The sequence below is a fragment of the Acidipropionibacterium jensenii DSM 20535 genome, assembly GCF_000425285.1.
In the GTDB taxonomy this organism is placed as follows: domain Bacteria; phylum Actinomycetota; class Actinomycetes; order Propionibacteriales; family Propionibacteriaceae; genus Acidipropionibacterium; species Acidipropionibacterium jensenii.
The window spans coordinates 104,470-120,854 of record NZ_AUDD01000002.1 but is presented as its reverse complement, the minus strand read 5'-3'; the positions used below and the strand labels follow the sequence as shown (position 1 = coordinate 120,854).

Sequence of the window (16,385 nt, the reverse complement as noted above, 5' to 3'; positions counted from 1 at the left end):
ATGCCCCGCGGTGAGGGACTGGACCGCCAGGACCACCGGCTGCTGGCGCTGCTGGCCTCCGACGGCCGCGCGAAGCTGTCGGCGCTGGCCGAGGCCACCGGGCTGTCGGTCTCGACCGTCCAGACCCGGGTCCGCCGGCTGGAGGAGATCGGCGCGATCACCGGCTACCGCGCCCTGGTCTCCCCGGAGACCCTGGGCTGTCCGCTGGCCGCCATCGTCGAGATCTACGCCGACCCGTCCCTGGACGAGGAGGTGCCCCTGGCGATGGAGAGGATCAGCCAGGTGCAGTCCTGCTGGTCGGTCGCCGGGGACGCCACCCATCTGGTGCTGGTGCGGGTCGGCGACGCCCAGGAGCTGGAGCAGGTGATCAACCAGATCCGCTCGGCGGTGCACACCCGCACCCGGACCACGATGGTGCTGCGCTCCCACTTCGACCGCGTGGTGGCCCCGAAGGTCTAGCCTGCGGACGTCTGGTTGACCGGGGAGGGGGAGTGGCCTCCTCCCCTCGAGGAGAAGGAACTCAATGTCTCTGGTGCTGCCCCCGTTGGACCCCCGGATCACCTGGTCGATCCAGGTTCTGGACGCCACCGCCGAGCCCGGCTCGGCCGCCCCGGTGCTGGCCGAGCACACTCCCACCCAGGTCTGCCGGACCGCCAGTGTCGGCAAGCTCTTCCTGCTGGTGGAGGTCGCCAACCGGCTCCAGGACGGCCGACTGGCCTCCGACCAGAGGATCGAGATCCCCGACGAGCTGAGGGTCGAGGACTCCGGCCTGCTCTACCGGATGAGCGACCAGCGGCTCACCGTCGTCGACGCCGCACTGCTGGTCGGCGCGGTCAGCGACAACCTCGCGACCAATGCGCTGGCCCATCTGGTGGGGATGGACGCCGTCCACGCCGTCGCGCGGGAGCTCGGCTACCAGCACACCCAGATGCTCGACTACATCCGCAACGAGCGGACCCCCGAGGTCCCCTGGACCACATCCTTCGGCTGCGCCGCAGAACTGGCCGATCTGATCCGGCGGCTCGGCGAGGGATCGGCCCCCGAGCACCCCGGCGCCGAGCTGCTGAGCGATCCGGTGCGCTCCCGGGTCCTCACCTGGCTGGCCGCCGACACCGACACCTCGATGCTCGCCGACTCCTTCCTGCTCGACCCGCTGGCCCATGTCGGCCCGGAGTACCAGCAGATGGTGCTGCACCACAAGACCGGCTCCATCGACACCGCCCGGATCGAGGTGGGACACCTCGCCGGGCCGGCCGGCCGGGTCGCCTACGCGGTGGCCGCCAACTGGGCCGACGGCACCGATCTGCGGGCCGCCGTCGTCGACACCATGCGGGCCATCGGCGAGCAGATCCGCCACCATGTCACGGGTCTGGCGCGCGAGGACGCGGGGCTGTCATGAGTATCACCAGGCTGCCCGAGGTCTCGGGTCTGGAGTGGACCCTCATCAGCGGCTCCCGCGCCGAGGCGATGACCGATCTGGGACGCGCCCACGCCGACCAGATCGCCGCCTGGCGAGCGCTGCCCAGCTGGGCCGGGCTGGTGGATCGCGCCACCGGCCCCAGCCGCCCGGTCTTCGAGGCGGTGGTCGCCTCGACCCGCAGACTGCTGCCCGTCGAGTCCCAGGAGCTGGACTGGCTCGCGGCGGGGGCCGGGGTGCCGGCCGAGGAGTTGTGGGCACTGAACCTGCGGGGCGACCTGGGCCGCGACGGCACCGGCTGCTCGGACCTGTGCGCCGCCGACGACCAGGGGCTGTGCATGGGCCACAACGAGGACGGCGACCGCGAGGTGGCCCCGCTGGTGAGGCTGGTGAGTCTGCGGATCGACGGGGACCCCGCGATGACGGTGGTGTGGTATCCCGGCATGCTTCCGGCCAACTCCTTCGTCACCACCTCGGCGGGGCTCAGCTTCGGGATGGACCACGTCCCGGTGCGCACTCCTCTCACCGGAGGCGCCGGACGCCACCTGGTGGCCCGTCACGCCCAGCGACAGTCGACCGGTCAGGCCGCCCGCGCGGCCCTGACGGAGGTCCCCTGCGCCGGCGGGTTCGCCTTCGACGTGGCCGACGGGCCCGGCGGGCGGGCCGACATCATCGAGAACGCCGCCGGACGCCAGGCCTGTCAGAGGGCCGACGCCGGGGCGCTGCGTCACACCAATCACCTGCGGATGGTCGACGGCACCCGGCCTGGCCTGGCGGTGGCACCCGACGACCGGTGGCTGGCCGAGTCCCGCACCCGGGTGGCACGCCTGCGGGCCGTCTCGCCGCGGGTCGGGTCGGCCACCGATGTGCTGGCCGCACTGCGCAGCGAGGGGGTCCTCAACCGCAGCGAGGACCTCTACACCTTCGCCACCACGGTGGTCGACCCGGTAGCCGACCGGATCTGGGTCCAGACGCAGGGCCCGGCGTGGTGCGGGGTGCTGAGCGCCTTCGCCACCGGGGAGAGGATCACCGCATGACCATCAGTTGTCGAGACATCCCGCAGAGGCTGCGGGAGGTGGCGGGGGTGCGCTGGTCGGCACGGGCGGTCGACATCGACTCCGGCCAACTGCTCGCCGAACTGGATCCCGACCGTGTCCAGGACACCGCCAGCGTCGGCAAGATCTTCATGCTGCACCGGCTGCTGCACGAGGTGGACGCCGGTCGGCGCAGCCTGGAGGACCGCGTCACCCGGCGTCCGGCGGAGTGGATGGACAACTCCGGGCTGTGGTACCTGCTGCAGCAGAACGACCTGAGCCTCTACGACGTCGCCGCCCTCATCGGAGCGGTCAGCGACAACGCGGCCACCAACACCCTGGTGCGGGTGATCGGGCTGGACGTCGTCCAGCAGCACACCCGGGAGCTGGGGTACCGCGACTCCGGGCTCGACGACTGCGTGCGCTGGCCGATCCCGCCCGGCGCCCCGAGGACCCTGTCCCACGGGACGGCGGCCGAGCTGGTCCGGTTCTGCGCCCGGCTGGCCCGCGGCCAGGACCTGTCGCGCTCCTCGGCCGATGTCCTGCAGCGCTGGCTGGGGGCCGGGATGGATCTGTCGATGGTCGCCTCGGCCTTCGGTCTGGACCCGCTGGCCCACTACTACTTCGACCGCGACATCTGGCTGTGGAACAAGACCGGCACGATCGGCGTGGTGCGCGCCGACATCGGGGTGGTGATGAGTCCCCGGCGCCGGATCGGCTACGCGGTGCTGGCCAACTGGGACCGCTCGGTGCAGATGGGCGAGGGGGTGCGCGACGAGGTGCTCGCCGCGATGGCCGACGTCGGCCGGGCGCTGCGCACCGAGCTGGCCGGCTGAGCCGCCGGGCTCAGCGGCCGGCGTCCCGTCGGGCTGGTGCCGGGGGAGGACGGCGAGGCCCCGCCCCGACACGGAGGTCTGACACCACGCGGGAGTCCGAGGAACCGGACACCACACAGACTCTGTGACGGGACGGGGGGATTGTGGTGCGCCTCACGGGCGCGGAGACGCCGAGCCGGTCATGGCGTCCATGACCGGCTCGGCGTGTGGGTCAGATGGCGGCATCTCCACGCTCGCCGGTGCGGATCCGGATGACCTCCTCGATGGGGGTCACCCAGACCTTGCCGTCGCCGATCTCACCGGTCCGGGCTGCGTCGCAGATGGTCTTGGTGATCTCCTCCCAGGCGGTGTCGCTGCTGAGGATCTCGATGCGGACCTTCTCGACGAAGTCGATGGTGAACTCGGCTCCGCGGTAGACCTCGACGTGGCCGCGCTGGCGGGCGTAGCCGCTGGCCTCCGAGATCGTCATTCCGGCGATTCCGACTTGCGCGAGGGCGACCTGGACGTTCTCCAGGGCTGCCTGCTGGACGATGGCTGTGATGAGTTTCATGCCTTCGCTCCCGTCTTGTCGGAGTCTTTGGAGCTGCTGGAGGAGGACGGGACCACGAGGGAGTCGCGGATCCGCATCGAGGTGTAGCGGACGTTGGACAGGTCGTAGCCGGCCTCGGCGTGCTCCACCAGGTCAATGCCGGTGAGCTCCTGCTTGGTGGTGATCCGGATGCCCATGGTCTTCTTGATGGCGTAGGCGATGATGAAACTCACCACGAAGCTGTAGACCATGACGGCCAGGGCGCAGACCAGCTGGATGCCGAGAAGCTTGGCGGAGCCGCTGTAGAACAGTCCGGAGCCGTTGGCCTCCAGGGATCCCTCGTGGCCCAGGGCCATGTAGTTCGGATCGCCGAGGAAGCCGATCAGCACGGTGCCGACGAAGCCGCCGACCATGTGGACGCCGACGACGTCGAGGGAGTCGTCATAGCCGAACCGGTACTTGAGTCCGACGGCCAGGGCGCAGACGATGCCGCAGAGGAAGCCGACGACGATCGCGCCGAGCGGGGAGACCGCGGCACAGGCGGGGGTGATGCCGACCAGGCCGGCGACCATGCCGGAGGCGGCGCCCAGGGTGGTGGGGTGTCCGTCGCGGATCCGCTCCACGAGGATCCAGCCGAGGAAGGCGGTGCCGGCACCCAGCAGGGTGTTGATCCAGGCGTAGCCGGCCACCTCATTGGCGCCCAGCGCCGAACCGGCGTTGAACCCGAACCAGCCGAACCACAGGCCGGTGGCGCCCAGCATCACCATGGTGGTGTTGTGGGGGCGCATCGGCTTGGAACCGAATCCGACGCGCTTGCCCAGCACGATTGCCAGGGCCAGAGCCCCGGCGCCGGCGTTGATGTGGATCGCGGTGCCACCGGCGAAGTCGACGGCGTGCATCTTGTTGAGGATCCAGCCGGTGCCGAACACCCAGTGGGCGGCCGGGAAGTAACAGAGGATCGCCCACAGGGCGCTGAAGACGATCCAGGCGGAGAACTTCATCCGGTCGGCGGCAGCGCCGGCGACCAGGGCGACGGCGATGATGGCGAAGGCAGACTGGAACGCCGCGAAGGCGTACATCGGGATGGTGCCGACCTCCTGGCCGATCACACCGTGCATTCCCATGTACTGGAAGGGGTTGCCGCTGAAGCCCTTGGCATCGCCGAAGGCCATCGAGAATCCGAAGAGGATCCACAGGACGGCGACGGTCGCCATCGGGATCACGGTCATCATGAGCATGTTGAGCACGCCCTTGGCGCGCACCATGCCTCCGTAGAAGAACGCCAGTGCCGGGGTCATCAGGAGCACGAGTGAGGCGCTCGCCAAGACCCAGGCGGTATCACCCGCGCTGATCTCAAGGATAGGTAGTGGTGTCATGCCCCGTATTCTTGAGGCGCTGCGTTGCGGAGCAGTTCAGTCGCTGTTACCGGCGTGTGACAGCTTGGCAGGGCGTGTTACGGACACGCTACAGAGCACGCCGGGACGGACGTTCCGGCCGGCGGCGGGACGCCGTCAGCACCGCCCCTCAGCACCGTCCTTCAGCACCGTCCCTTCGCGGCACCTGCCGGCAGGGCCCTGACCAGGGCGGGAAGCCGCGTGGCCAACTGATCGAGGGCGGCGGTGCCGGCGGCGAAACTCCCGTCCGGGGCCCGTGCCGCCATCGCGACCGCGTAGCTGCGTCCCGAGACGGTCACCAGGCCCACCTGGCGCACCAGATAGTGCCCCGAGGTGTCGGGCCCCCAGCCGCCCTTGAACCGGGCTCCCGGCAGGGTCCCCAACCCCCACCGCTGGTCCTGCTCGATCTGGCCCATCAGCTTCAGCAGGCCGGCGTCGTGCGGCCGGCAGGCGGCGGTGGCCAGGAAGGCGGCCTGGTCGTCGAGACGCCATGAGGTCTGTCCGAGCACCGAGAAGTCCGGCCGGGTGCGCACCCTGGCCGGGACCGTCGTGGTGTCCCCGCGGGCCACCAGCTGGGCCTTCACCGCGGATGCGGCGGCGGCGTCGGTGCCGAGCCGTCGGGTGAGTCGCTCGGCGGCCGCGTTGTCGGAGGAGATGATGGCGGCCCGGACATCGGCGTCCCCGAGGGTGGCGGTGCCGGCGCTGAGCGAGGCCATCACCAGCGGCACCTTGATGGTCGACCAGGCCGCGCCGGCGCCCAGGGTCCCGGAGGTCCACGGCCGGCCGGTGGAGCCTACCGGGGTGATGGACAGGCCCATCGCGGCACCGGTCGAGGTGCTGACCGCGTGCACGGCCGCGCTGGCCGGTGCAGGGGCGGGGGAGGCGGGGCTGCGGGAATCGGCAGGACTATGCGTGGTGGCAGTCTGCTGTGAGTGCGGACCGGCGGAGGGGCGGGTGGCCAGGGCCGTCGCCGGACCCCCGGAGGAATGCCCGGAACCCGACGCCGAGCCGCCTCGGTGGCCGGCCCGGGTCGCTGCCAGGATCGCCGCCGCGGCGATCACCGCGACGACGACTGCCACGACGAGGGTGCGCACGGCGCGCCGGTCCCGTGGGATTCTGGTCGGAGAAGACGGGGACACCCTTGTATTCTGGATCATCGGGATGACGGAAGGGGGCACTCCACGTGTTCTGCGCGAGGTGTGGAGCCCGATTGGGGGCTCTGGAGACCACCTGTCCGAGGTGCGCCCTCGACCTGCGTCTGGCCGGCGCTGTGCGGCTGACCGACCCGGCTCTGGACGCCCTGGCCCGCCAGGAGTCCCCCGATCTGACCCGTCCTCGGGTGCGTCGACCCACCCCCCCGGGCACTCCTCACTCCGGCCTGCCGGGGCCGGTGCAGGCGGGTCCCTCGACAACCGGACGCCCGGGAGGAGGTCACCCCGGAGCCCGTCCGGGCCCGTCGGCGGCGGTGCCCCCGGGACCTCTCGATGAGGCCGTCACCCGGGTGATCCCGGTGTTCGGCGCCCTCGGTGCGGGCGGCTCCGACGATCCGGACGCCACAAGGGTGATGCCGGTGATGCCGGCCCCCGGTCGCGAGCAGGACTCCGAGATGACTCAGGTCATCGGGCAGTCGGCACCCGACGAGGCGCCCCGGCTGCTCAACCCACCCACACCTCATCAGAGCCCGTCGCGACCCTCCTCGCGGGTCGTGCCGCGTCCCCAGGGGCACCACCAGGAGGGCAGCCTGCCCTCCACCTGGTTCCGCGACCCTCAGGCCGAGTACGCCCAGGCGGTCCGAGCTCCCGGTGAGTCTCCGGCGCCGGTCTTCAACGCGCCACCGGCTCCTCGGCCGGCACCCGAGCCGCCGAGCCTCCACCACGGCCCGGAGCTGAGCGAGAACAGACGGCTGGTCCCGCTGCTGGTGATCATTCTGCTGGTCGCGTTGGCAGTGCTGGCCGGTCTCGTCTGGTGGGTGTTCAGCGGATTCACCTCCAAGGCCGTCGAACTGCTGCCGCCGACGGGAACGGTCTCCGCCCCGGCGGTGCCCGGAGCGGCCTGAACCGGGCCGACCCGCCGGTCGGCCACCGATCTCCTCGGGGGCGAGACCTCCCCATCGGCACCCGATCCCGCTCAGAGAAGTCGGGTTCGACTCAGAGGCGCTGGATCCCGCGCAGGACTCCGGTCCGGGAGGGGTCGAGAACCCCGTCCCAGGGCCAGTCGAGGGAGATCTCGGTGAGGGTCGCCGGCGGGTACCAGCGGGCGATCTCCTCGGACCGGACCGGATCCTCCGACGACAGCTCGGCCGCCAGCGCCGGAACGGTCGGCGCGTGGCCGACCACCAGCAGGGTGGGCACCTCCTCGCCGACCTCCGAGATCCGCTGCCTCATGGTGTCCACCCCGCAGGAGTAGAGGGCCCGCATCACCTCCACCGGGCAGCTCAGTCCGGTGGCCTCGAAGGTCTCGCGGGTGCGCAGGGCCGAGGAGCACAGCGTCAGGTCGACCCCGCGCAGCTGGAGCGATCGGCCCACCTCGGCGGCCTGTCGGCGTCCCACCGCGGTGAGCGGACGCTGGGAGTCGCCGGACCCGGTGACCGGACTGTGCGCGGGCTGAGCATGTCGCAGCAGGAACAGTGTGTGCACCCGGCCATCCTGTCACGGGGCCGTTGCGCCCCAGGGGACACAGCAGCCGGAGAAGCAGCAGCCGGGACACCAGCACCCGGAGCAGCAGCGACCCGGCGGTCGCTCGTTACGATGAGGCCATGCCGCTGACAGACCTGTCGCTGGAGCAGTCGCGAGACTTCCGCCCCGAGATCTCCGAGCCCGAGGACTTCGAGTCCTTCTGGGGGACCACCCTGGACCAGCACGAGAGGTTCCCCCTCAACACCTCGCTGACCCCCTTCGACAACCGTCAGCGGCTCGTCGACACCTGGGATCTCAGATTCGACGGATACCTGGGGACGCCGGTGTCGGCCTGGCTGCACGCACCTGCCGGGGCCACCGGTCCGCTGCCCGTCGTCGTCCAGTACAAGGGGTACAGCTCCTCGCGCCGGGTGCCCTTCGCGACCCCCTTCGCGGCGGCCGGCTATGCGCACATCGTCGTCGACCCGCGCGGCCAGGGCTGGGCCCACCCGACCATCGTCGACACCGCCCCCGACGACGGCCCCTGGGGAGGCGGGTCCGGCGCTCCCGGATTCATGACCCCCCATCTCGACGATCCGGCGAACCACTACTTCCGGCGCCTCTACGTCGACGCCTTCCGGGCCTCTCAGGTGGCCCGATCGCTGGACCTCGTCGACCCCACCAGGGTGGCCCTGGTCGGCCACTCGCAGGGTGGCGCCCAGGTCGCCGCGGTGGCCGGGCTGGCCGCGATGGCCGGTGTCCCGGTGAGTGTGGCGTGCGTCGACTCGCCCTTCCTGTCGTGCATCCGCCGGTCGGTGGACCTGGCCGCCTCGGGGCCCTACCTGGAAGTGGTCTCCTGGTTGCGGACCCACCCCTACCTGGTGTCGAGGGCCTTCCAGACCCTCAACCACTTCGACATCGTGCACTTCGCCCGCAGGGCCAGCACCCGGGCGCTGTTCTCGGTCGCGATGATGGACGCCACCTGCCCGCCGTCGACGGCCTGGGCCGCCTACAACGCGTGGGCCGGTGCGGCCGGCGGGGTGACCAAGGACATCACGGTGTACCCCTTCGCCGAGCACCCGGCCGGCGAGGAGGTCCAGACCTGGAACCAGCTGGGGCTGCTGGACCAGATCCTGCGGTAGCCCTGTCCGGTAGCCGGTAGCCGGTAGCCGGTAGCTGTACCGCGGGGTGGGACGTCAGTCCACCGGTCGGACTGCCACCACCAGGTCGCGCTGGATGGAGGAGTCCACCCGGTGGGAGAAGTGGGACCACTGGGGGCCGGTGAGCGGGGTCAGCCCGGCCTCGGCGAGGATCGACTCCAGATCCTCCCGGGACAGTCCGTGGGTGTTCCACGACATGCCCAGAGCCCCGCCCCTGCGCAGCTGGGAGGCCCAGACCGGGACGGCCTCGGCGAGCAGGCCGGCGGGGGAGCGGTGGGCGCCGGAGCCGGTGTGGGCCCCGTGCACGACGCCGTAGGGGGCGTCGGTGACGATCGCGTCGAAGGTCTTGCGCCCCCACAGCTGCGCCGAGTCGCGGGTGTCGCCGGGCAGCGCGGCCATGGTGAGCGGTTCGGCGCCGGGAAGTCTCAGCTCGGCGTCGAACCGCTTGCCCAGGGTGCGTCCCTCGCGGCGCAGCTTGGAGACCCGGGTGGTGTGCTTGAGCCGCTTGCGGCGCAGCCAGGTCGACAGGTGGGCGGCCATCGCCTCGAGGGCCTTGGCGTCGTCGTCGATGCCGAAGGCGTCGTGACCCTCCAGCCAGCAGGTCGACAGGGTGGTGCCCCGTCCGCACATCGGGTCGAGGATCGCCAGTCGCTGTCCGTCGTCGCGGCGTCGGGCCGGGCCGGCCTCCAGACCGGCCAGGGTGACGTTGAGCAGCAGCCGGGTGAACTGCTCATTGGTCTTGCCCTGGTACTTAGGGATGGTGACCAGGTCGTCGTCGACCAGGTCGGTGCGGGGCAGCGCCACCGGGCGCAGCAGATCCCCCTCGACGAGGTAGTAGGCCATCGTCGCCGATGCCCGCGAGATCGCCGCCAGCTGCGGACCGTCCAGGGAGTCGAGGTCGGCCGCCAGGTAGTCCACCCCGGCCAGCTGCGTGGGGGCGACCGTGCCGATCCCGGGGCAGATGAGGGTCAGCTCGGCCGATGACAGTTTGGGGGACTGGCCCGCGTAGACGTGGTTGGCCGAGGGGGCGAGAAGGATGAGGCAACGTGGCACCGCCACATTCTGGCACGCACCCGTGCGCCGGGGATCCGAGCGGGGTCAGCGAGCCCCGGCGCAGAGGAGGGAGTCGCCTCCCCCTCTGCGTCATTCCAGCCCTCTCCGTCATTCCAGCTGAGTCATCAGTCCGAGTCGGTCCGGCTCAGGCGAGGTTCACCTGGTGATGCTCGTAGGGGGTGCCCTTGGCTCGGTCGAAGGAGCTGTCGATCTCCGCCTCGGCGAGCAACCGGCCGGTCCAGGTGGCGCCCTCGACGGACTTGCCGGGCTCCAGGTCCTTGTAGACCGTGAAGAAGTGCTCGATCTCCATCAGGGTGAGGTTGCCGACGTCGTCGATGTCGCGCAGGTAGTCGCGGCGGTGATCGGCGGTGGCCACGCAGAGCACCTTGTCGTCGCCGCCCATCTCGTCCTGCATCTGGAACATCGCGATGGCCCGGCACTCGATGAGGCATCCGGGGAAGGTCGGCTCCTGGAGCAGCACCATCGCGTCCAGCGGGTCGCCGTCCTCGCCGAGGGTTCCCTCGATGTACCCGTAGTCGTAGGGATACTGGGTGGAGGTGAACAGGGTGCGGTCCAGACGGATGCGACCGGTCTCATGATCCATCTCGTACTTGTTCTTCGTACCCCGTGGAATCTCGATCGTCACGTCGAAGGTCGTACCCTCGGGCTTCTGGGTGGGGAAGAAGTTCTGGAAGTCGTCGGTCACTGTTGACCCTCTCTTGTGCTGGACGCTCGGATGGCGGAAACTGTATCCCCAGTGATGAGGAGGAGGCCGGGTGGCGAAGCATCGTTGGCGGTTGACTCAGTCTGCGCGTTTTCTCATTCTCACACTTGTGCTAGCAGTTCTAGCAGGTGCCAGCGCAATCTGGGGAAAACCCGTGATGACCGCTGTCGGCCTGATGCGCCCCTCCTCGGCCTCCACACTGCCCTCCGGTCTGTACTCCCCGACTCCTGATGCGGGCGGTCCCGGAGGCAATGGTGTGGTGGGCGCGGCGACCCCGCAGCCCATCTCGAGTGTGCCGGCGGATCCCGCCCGGGTGGCCGCCCGGATCGCCGCGATCAAGCCGGCCCCCAGTGGAACCCTCGGCGGAGTCGCGGTGGACCTCAGCAGCGGCACCACTCTGTACTCGCGCGATCCCGGGGCGATGCTGATCCCCGCCTCCAACCTCAAGGTGCTCACCGGTATCGCCCTGTTGGACGCCGTCGACGCCGGCACCCGGTTCACCACCAAGGTGGTCCGCTCGGGCGGGAGTTCCTCGCCTGCTGCCGCCGCATCCGGCTCGACCCCGGCATCCGGGGGGACGCCGGTCGCCCTCACCCTGGTCGGGGGCGGCGACCCCTACCTCCAGTCGGTCCCTTCCACGGCCTACCCCGAGTTCGCCTCGACGCTGAATCTGGCCCGTTCCACCGCCGCCGCCCTCAAGAAGCAGGGGGTCTCCTCGGTGACCCTCGGCTACGACGCGTCGCTGTTCTCCGGTCCGAACTGGAACCCGGGCTGGAGCGCCAGCTACGCCGACCAGGTGACCCACATCAGTGCGCTGTGGGTCGACGAAGGGATGCCGGGCGGATCCGGCGCCCGCTCGACCACTCCCGCCCTGCAGGCCGCCCAGGTGTTCGCCGGCCAGCTGCGGGCGGCAGGCATCACCGTCTCCGGGACGCCGGCCGCCACCAAGGCCGCCAGCGGCGACAGCACGGTGGCGGCCGTCCAGTCGGCCACCGCCGAGGACCTGCTCAAGAGGGCCCTGCTGTCCTCCGACAATGCCGCCACCGAGGTGCTGAGCCACCAGATGGCGATCGCCACCGGCAAGCCCGCCACCTTCGCCGGGGCCGCCGCGGCCCTACAGCAGCACCTCACCCGGATGGGCGCCTGGGGTCCCGGCGCCGTCATCCAGGACGGCTGCGGACTGTCGCGAGGGAACCGGGTGAGCGCCACCATGCTGGAGCGGGCCTGGCGATACGCCCTGCGCACCTCGCGGACAGAACCGATCGCCGACCTGGTTCCGGTGGCCGGGGTCTCGGGCTCCCTGTCGGCCCGCTTCCAGAGCCCGGGCGAGGTGGCCGGACGCGGACTCGTGCACGCCAAGACCGGCAGCCTCACCGGCGTCTCGGCGTTGTCGGGATGGGTGCGCACCGCCGACGGCAGGGTGGTCGTCGCGGCGCTCATCCTCAACAACTCCGCCGACCCGACCGCGGCCCACACCTGGCTGGACTCCGCCTGGTCGGCACTGGCCGCCTGCGGCTGCACGCCGTGACCCGGGCCCGACTGCGGTCGCACGCGGTGACCCGGCTGCCGGCGGCGGGCTGATCGCGTGGCACGCCAGGAACTTGGCCCGCACAGTCTGCGGGTCGCCCAGCGGGTCGCCGAGATGCTCGACGGCGTCGAGGCGGCGGTGGTGGGGTGCTCCGGAGGGCCGGACTCACTGGCCCTGGCGCTGGGCGCCGAGTGGGCGGGCCGGCGCCCCGGAACCCGGATCACCGCAGTGATCGTCGACCACCGGCTGCAGTCCGGATCCGACCGGGTCGCCGCCGAGACCGCCGAGCTGCTCGCCTGGCGCGGGATCGACGCGGTGATCCGGCGGGTCGACGTGCGCGACACCGGGGAGGGCCCCGAGTCCGCCGCCAGATCGGCCCGCCGGGCCGCTCTGCTGGAGGTCGCCCAGGACCGCCCGGTGCTGCTGGGCCACACCCTCGACGACCAGGCCGAGACGGTGCTGCTCGGTCTGGCCCGCGGATCGGGGGTCACCAGCCTGGCCGGCATCAGACCTAGGGCCGGATCCTTCTGGCACCCGCTGCTGGAGATCCGCCGCACCACCACGGTGGCCGCCTGCCGGGAGTGGGGGGTCCGTCCCTGGCATGACCCGCAGAACGCCGACCCGGTCTTCCGGCGCAGTCTGGTCCGCCGCTCGACGCTGCCGGTGCTGGAGCAGGATCTGGGCCCCGGGGTCGCCGAGGCGCTGGCCCGCACCGCCGTCCTGATGCAGGGGGAGGACGCCGTGATGGCCGGCCTGGCAGACGCCTGGCTGGCCCGGCACGCCGTCCTGCCGCAGGACCTCGCCGGGGACCAGTCGCTCCCGGCCCTGCCACTACCGACTCTGCCACTGCCGGACCTGGTGAGCGAGCCCCGCGGCCTGGCCCGCCGGGTGGTGAAGGCCTGGCTCCAGCGGGCCGGGGTGGAGAGCTCCTTCGTCCATGTCGAGGCGGTGCTCGATCTCCAGCACGCCCGGGGAGGGGCCGGCGTCGACCTGCCCGGGGCCCGCGTCACCCGGCGCGGACGGCGTCTGGAGCTGAACCCGGGAGACGAGAGCTTGAGTTGAGACCGGCCCTGGAGACCGGGCCGGAGGACCGGGACAGCGCACGACTCCGGTACCGGTAGGCTTCGCTGCGTGCGAGCTGCTGATCTGCCAGACGATCTTGAACGCGTCCTCTACTCCCAGGAAGAGGTGGCCCATCGCATCGACGAGGTGGCCGCCGTCATCGACAAGGACTACGCCGGACGCGACCCGCTGCTGGTGGGTGTGCTCAACGGCGCGGTGATGACCATGGCCGACCTGTGCCGGGCCATGAAGATCCACTGCCACATGGACTGGATGGCGGTGTCCTCCTACGGCGCCGGGACCCGGTCCAGCGGCGTGGTGCGGATCCTCAAGGACCTCACCACCGACATCGAGGACCGCGACGTGCTGATCGTCGAGGACATCATCGACACCGGCCTGACGCTGTCCTACCTCGTCCAGAACCTGCGCACCCGCAACCCGCGCAGCCTGGAGATCATGGCGATGTTCCGCAAGCCTGAGGCGATCTCGGCTCCCGTCGACGTCAAGTACATCGGCTACGACATCCCCAACGAGTTCGTCGTCGGTTTCGGGCTCGACTACGCCGGGCGCTACCGCAACCTCACCGACGTCGCGACCCTCGCCGAGCACGTCTACAAGTGATCGCGGCCGGCCGGGGGGAGTCGGTATCCGCTGGTATGGTCTGAAGCTGTCCCTCCACACCCCGGCACTAGGCAGTACATGAAAAACGCGAAGAGCATCTTCCGCGGTCCTCTGGTATGGATCGTGATTGCGATCATCGCCATCATCACGGTGCTCAATCTCACGAGTTCGATGACCGGGGCGAAGGACATCCCGACCTCCCAGGCGATCACGATGATCAACGGGAGTCAGAAGCTCAAAGAGGTCGATCTCACCGACGGCGACCAGATCATCAAGATCACCGACGCCAATGGCGACCAGTTCAAGTCCAACTGGATCGGACAGCAGAGCAACCAGATCATCACCCAGCTGGACAAGCGGGTGGACGCCGGAACTCTGGAGCGCTGGAACGGGACGAATCCGGGAGTCAGCGTCTGGAAGTCCCTGCTGGTGAACTTCCTGCCCTTCCTGGTGCTCGGCATTCTGTTCTTCTGGATGCTCAGTTCGGCCCAGGGCATGGGCGGACGCGGCGGGGTGATGAACTTCGGGAAGTCCAAGGCCAGCGTCGGCACCAAGGACACCCCCAAGACCACCTTCAAGGACGTCGCCGGCGTCCAGGAGGCCATTGACGAACTCCAGGAGATCAGGGAGTTCCTCGCCGAGCCCGCGAAGTTCCAGCGGGTCGGCGCCAAGATTCCCAAGGGCGTCCTGCTCTACGGTCCTCCCGGTACCGGCAAGACGCTGCTGGCCCGCGCCGTGGCCGGCGAGGCCGGGGTGCCATTCTTCTCCATCTCCGGTTCCGACTTCGTCGAGATGTTCGTCGGCGTCGGCGCCTCCCGGGTCCGCGACCTGTTCGAGCAGGCCAAGGAGGCCGCCCCGGCCATCATCTTCATCGATGAGATCGACGCCGTCGGCCGCCACCGCGGTGCCGGCATGGGCGGCGGCCATGACGAGCGCGAGCAGACCCTGAACCAGCTGCTGGTCGAGATGGACGGGTTTGACGTGCACGGCGGGGTCATCCTGATCGCCGCCACCAACCGTCCCGACGTGCTGGACCCGGCCCTGCTGCGGCCCGGCCGTTTCGACCGCCAGATCGCGGTGGAGGCCCCCGACATGGAGGGCCGCGTCAAGATCCTCAAGGTGCACTCCGAGGGCAAGCCGATGGCCGACGACGTCGACCTGGAGAGCATCGCCCGACGCACCCCCGGGATGACCGGCGCCGATCTGGCCAATGTGCTCAACGAGGCGGCCCTGCTGACCGCCCGCAACAACCTCGCGGTGATCGGCAATGCCGAGCTGGACGAGGCCATCGACCGGGTGATCGCCGGTCCGCAGAAGAAGACCCGGATCATGGACGAGCACGACCGCCTGGTCACCGCCTACCACGAGGGCGGACACGCCCTGGTGGCCGCGGCGATGCCCGGCACCGATCCGGTCCAGAAGATCACGATCCTGCCGCGCGGACGCGCCCTCGGCTACACGATGGTGATGCCCGACTCCGACAAGTACTCCCAGACCCGCGGCGAGCTGCTGGACCAGATGGCCTACATGATGGGTGGGCGTGCGGCCGAGGAGCTGATCTTCCACGATCCCTCGACCGGTGCCTCCAATGACATCGAGAAGGCCACCCAGGTGGCCCGCGCGATGGTCACCCAGTACGGCCTGTCGGCCCGGGTCGGCACCGTCCAGCTGGGTTCGGGAGACTCCGAGCCCTTCCTCGGGATGACCGCCGGCCAGCAGCGCGACTACTCCGAGGCCACCGCCTCGGTGGTCGACGAGGAGGTCCGCGGCCTGCTGGAGAATGCCCACCAGGAGGCCTTCGACTGCCTCATCGCCAACCGTCCGGTGCTCGACGAGCTGGTCCGCCAGCTGTTCGTCAAGGAGACCCTGAACAAGGCCGAGGTTGCCGAGATCTTCACCAAGCTCACGATGTGGCCCCAGCGCGGCGCCTTCACCGGCTCCGACAAGCGGATTCCCTCCACCGTCCCGCCGATCACCCCGGTGGCACCGGCCGCGAAGGTCGGCGCCGCCGCCCAGCCCGCCCAGATCGGGGCCTCGGCCTCGGGGTCCGGTGCCGGGCAGGCCGCAGCTCCCGGCGACAACAACGGTCAGGGCGGCCAGGGTGGTCAGGGTTGGCAGCCGCCGGCCAACTGGGCTCCCCCGGGTTGGGAGTCGGGCCAGTCGGCGCCCTCTCAGTCGGCACCTTCTGATTCCTCTGCTCAGCCGGGTCAGTCTGACCCGTCGCACCAGGCCGGTCCCTCCGCCCAGCCGGGTCAGCCCGGCGAGTCGGGACAGGGCAGCCAGCCTGGACAGTCCGGCGAGTCGGCGCAGGGCGACGACGGATCGTTCCCGCACAGCCCGTGGGCGCCGCGCTGAGTGCGGCACCTTTCCCCGGGCGCTCCTAGGATCGTGGCGTGAGCATCGATTCTGAGC

Annotated in this window: 16 protein-coding genes; 10 read left to right on the top strand and 6 right to left on the bottom strand. The window is 70.6% G+C overall.

The window, feature by feature from the left end:
- The 4 genes from H590_RS0101730 (at nt 1) to H590_RS0101715 (ending at nt 3,287) form a co-directional block, all read left to right on the top strand.
- Nucleotides 1-459 (top strand): Lrp/AsnC family transcriptional regulator, encoded by a 459-nt coding sequence (locus H590_RS0101730; protein ID WP_036980622.1) that lies wholly within the window; start codon nt 1-3, stop codon nt 457-459.
- A 64-nt stretch (nt 460-523) separates the two neighbouring features.
- The gene (locus tag H590_RS0101725; RefSeq protein WP_036980529.1) at nt 524-1,399 is read left to right on the top strand and encodes a serine hydrolase; all 876 of its coding nucleotides are present in this window, start codon (nt 524-526) and stop codon (nt 1,397-1,399) included.
- The gene (locus H590_RS0101720; RefSeq protein ID WP_028702194.1) at nt 1,396-2,454 is read left to right on the top strand and encodes a C45 family autoproteolytic acyltransferase/hydrolase; all 1,059 of its coding nucleotides are present in this window, start codon (nt 1,396-1,398) and stop codon (nt 2,452-2,454) included. Before H590_RS0101725 ends, H590_RS0101720 begins: the two co-directional genes overlap by 4 nt.
- Nucleotides 2,451-3,287, top strand: coding sequence for a serine hydrolase (locus tag H590_RS0101715; RefSeq protein ID WP_028702193.1), 837 nt, complete (start codon nt 2,451-2,453; stop codon nt 3,285-3,287). The genes H590_RS0101720 and H590_RS0101715 overlap by 4 nt, the downstream gene beginning before the upstream one ends.
- 211 nt (nt 3,288-3,498) lie before the next feature.
- Here the strand turns inward: H590_RS0101715 and H590_RS0101710 are convergent, their stop codons facing one another.
- The 3 genes from H590_RS0101710 to H590_RS14310 form a co-directional block, all read right to left on the bottom strand.
- The gene (locus H590_RS0101710; RefSeq protein WP_028702192.1) at nt 3,499-3,837 is read right to left on the bottom strand and encodes a P-II family nitrogen regulator; all 339 of its coding nucleotides are present in this window, start codon (nt 3,835-3,837) and stop codon (nt 3,499-3,501) included.
- Nucleotides 3,834-5,192 carry an ammonium transporter gene (locus H590_RS0101705; RefSeq protein ID WP_036980526.1) on the bottom strand — a complete coding sequence of 453 codons (1,359 nt, stop codon included), beginning with the start codon at nt 5,190-5,192 and terminating at the stop codon, nt 3,834-3,836. Before H590_RS0101705 ends, H590_RS0101710 begins: the two co-directional genes overlap by 4 nt.
- Before the next feature lie 161 nt (nt 5,193-5,353).
- The gene (locus tag H590_RS14310; RefSeq protein WP_126412758.1) at nt 5,354-6,349 is read right to left on the bottom strand and encodes a hypothetical protein; all 996 of its coding nucleotides are present in this window, start codon (nt 6,347-6,349) and stop codon (nt 5,354-5,356) included.
- Between the two features lie 71 nt (nt 6,350-6,420).
- Here H590_RS14310 and H590_RS0101695 point away from each other — a divergent pair, with 71 nt between their 5' ends.
- Nucleotides 6,421-7,266 carry a hypothetical protein gene (locus tag H590_RS0101695; protein ID WP_028702190.1) on the top strand — a complete coding sequence of 282 codons (846 nt, stop codon included), beginning with the start codon at nt 6,421-6,423 and terminating at the stop codon, nt 7,264-7,266.
- Between the two features lie 91 nt (nt 7,267-7,357).
- Here the strand turns inward: H590_RS0101695 and H590_RS0101690 are convergent, their stop codons facing one another.
- Nucleotides 7,358-7,846 carry a SixA phosphatase family protein gene (locus H590_RS0101690; RefSeq protein WP_028702189.1) on the bottom strand — a complete coding sequence of 163 codons (489 nt, stop codon included), beginning with the start codon at nt 7,844-7,846 and terminating at the stop codon, nt 7,358-7,360.
- 119 nt (nt 7,847-7,965) lie between these two features.
- Here H590_RS0101690 and H590_RS0101685 point away from each other — a divergent pair, with 119 nt between their 5' ends.
- Entirely contained in the window at nt 7,966-8,967 is a 1,002-nt protein-coding gene (locus H590_RS0101685; protein ID WP_028702188.1) for an acetylxylan esterase, read from the top strand.
- A gap of 54 nt (nt 8,968-9,021) precedes the next feature.
- Here the strand turns inward: H590_RS0101685 and H590_RS0101680 are convergent, their stop codons facing one another.
- The gene (locus H590_RS0101680) at nt 9,022-10,038 is read right to left on the bottom strand and encodes a TRM11 family SAM-dependent methyltransferase (protein WP_028702187.1); all 1,017 of its coding nucleotides are present in this window, start codon (nt 10,036-10,038) and stop codon (nt 9,022-9,024) included.
- A gap of 145 nt (nt 10,039-10,183) precedes the next feature.
- Nucleotides 10,184-10,744 carry an inorganic diphosphatase gene (locus H590_RS0101675; protein WP_028702186.1) on the bottom strand — a complete coding sequence of 187 codons (561 nt, stop codon included), beginning with the start codon at nt 10,742-10,744 and terminating at the stop codon, nt 10,184-10,186.
- A gap of 175 nt (nt 10,745-10,919) precedes the next feature.
- Here H590_RS0101675 and dacB point away from each other — a divergent pair, with 175 nt between their 5' ends.
- The 4 genes from dacB to ftsH all read left to right on the top strand — a co-directional run bounded on the left by dacB (nt 10,920) and on the right by ftsH (nt 16,328).
- Nucleotides 10,920-12,290, top strand: a complete 1,371-nt coding sequence (dacB, locus tag H590_RS0101670; protein WP_232021290.1) for a D-alanyl-D-alanine carboxypeptidase/D-alanyl-D-alanine endopeptidase — start codon at nt 10,920-10,922, stop codon at nt 12,288-12,290.
- A gap of 57 nt (nt 12,291-12,347) precedes the next feature.
- On the top strand, nt 12,348-13,352 hold the full coding sequence (tilS, locus tag H590_RS0101665; protein ID WP_028702184.1) for a tRNA lysidine(34) synthetase TilS: 1,005 nt from the start codon (nt 12,348-12,350) through the stop codon (nt 13,350-13,352).
- 69 nt (nt 13,353-13,421) lie between these two features.
- Nucleotides 13,422-13,973 carry a hypoxanthine phosphoribosyltransferase gene (gene hpt, locus H590_RS0101660; RefSeq protein ID WP_028702183.1) on the top strand — a complete coding sequence of 184 codons (552 nt, stop codon included), beginning with the start codon at nt 13,422-13,424 and terminating at the stop codon, nt 13,971-13,973.
- A gap of 78 nt (nt 13,974-14,051) precedes the next feature.
- On the top strand, nt 14,052-16,328 hold the full coding sequence (ftsH, locus tag H590_RS0101655; RefSeq protein ID WP_028702182.1) for an ATP-dependent zinc metalloprotease FtsH: 2,277 nt from the start codon (nt 14,052-14,054) through the stop codon (nt 16,326-16,328).
- The last annotated feature ends 57 nt before the right edge of the window (nt 16,329-16,385 follow it).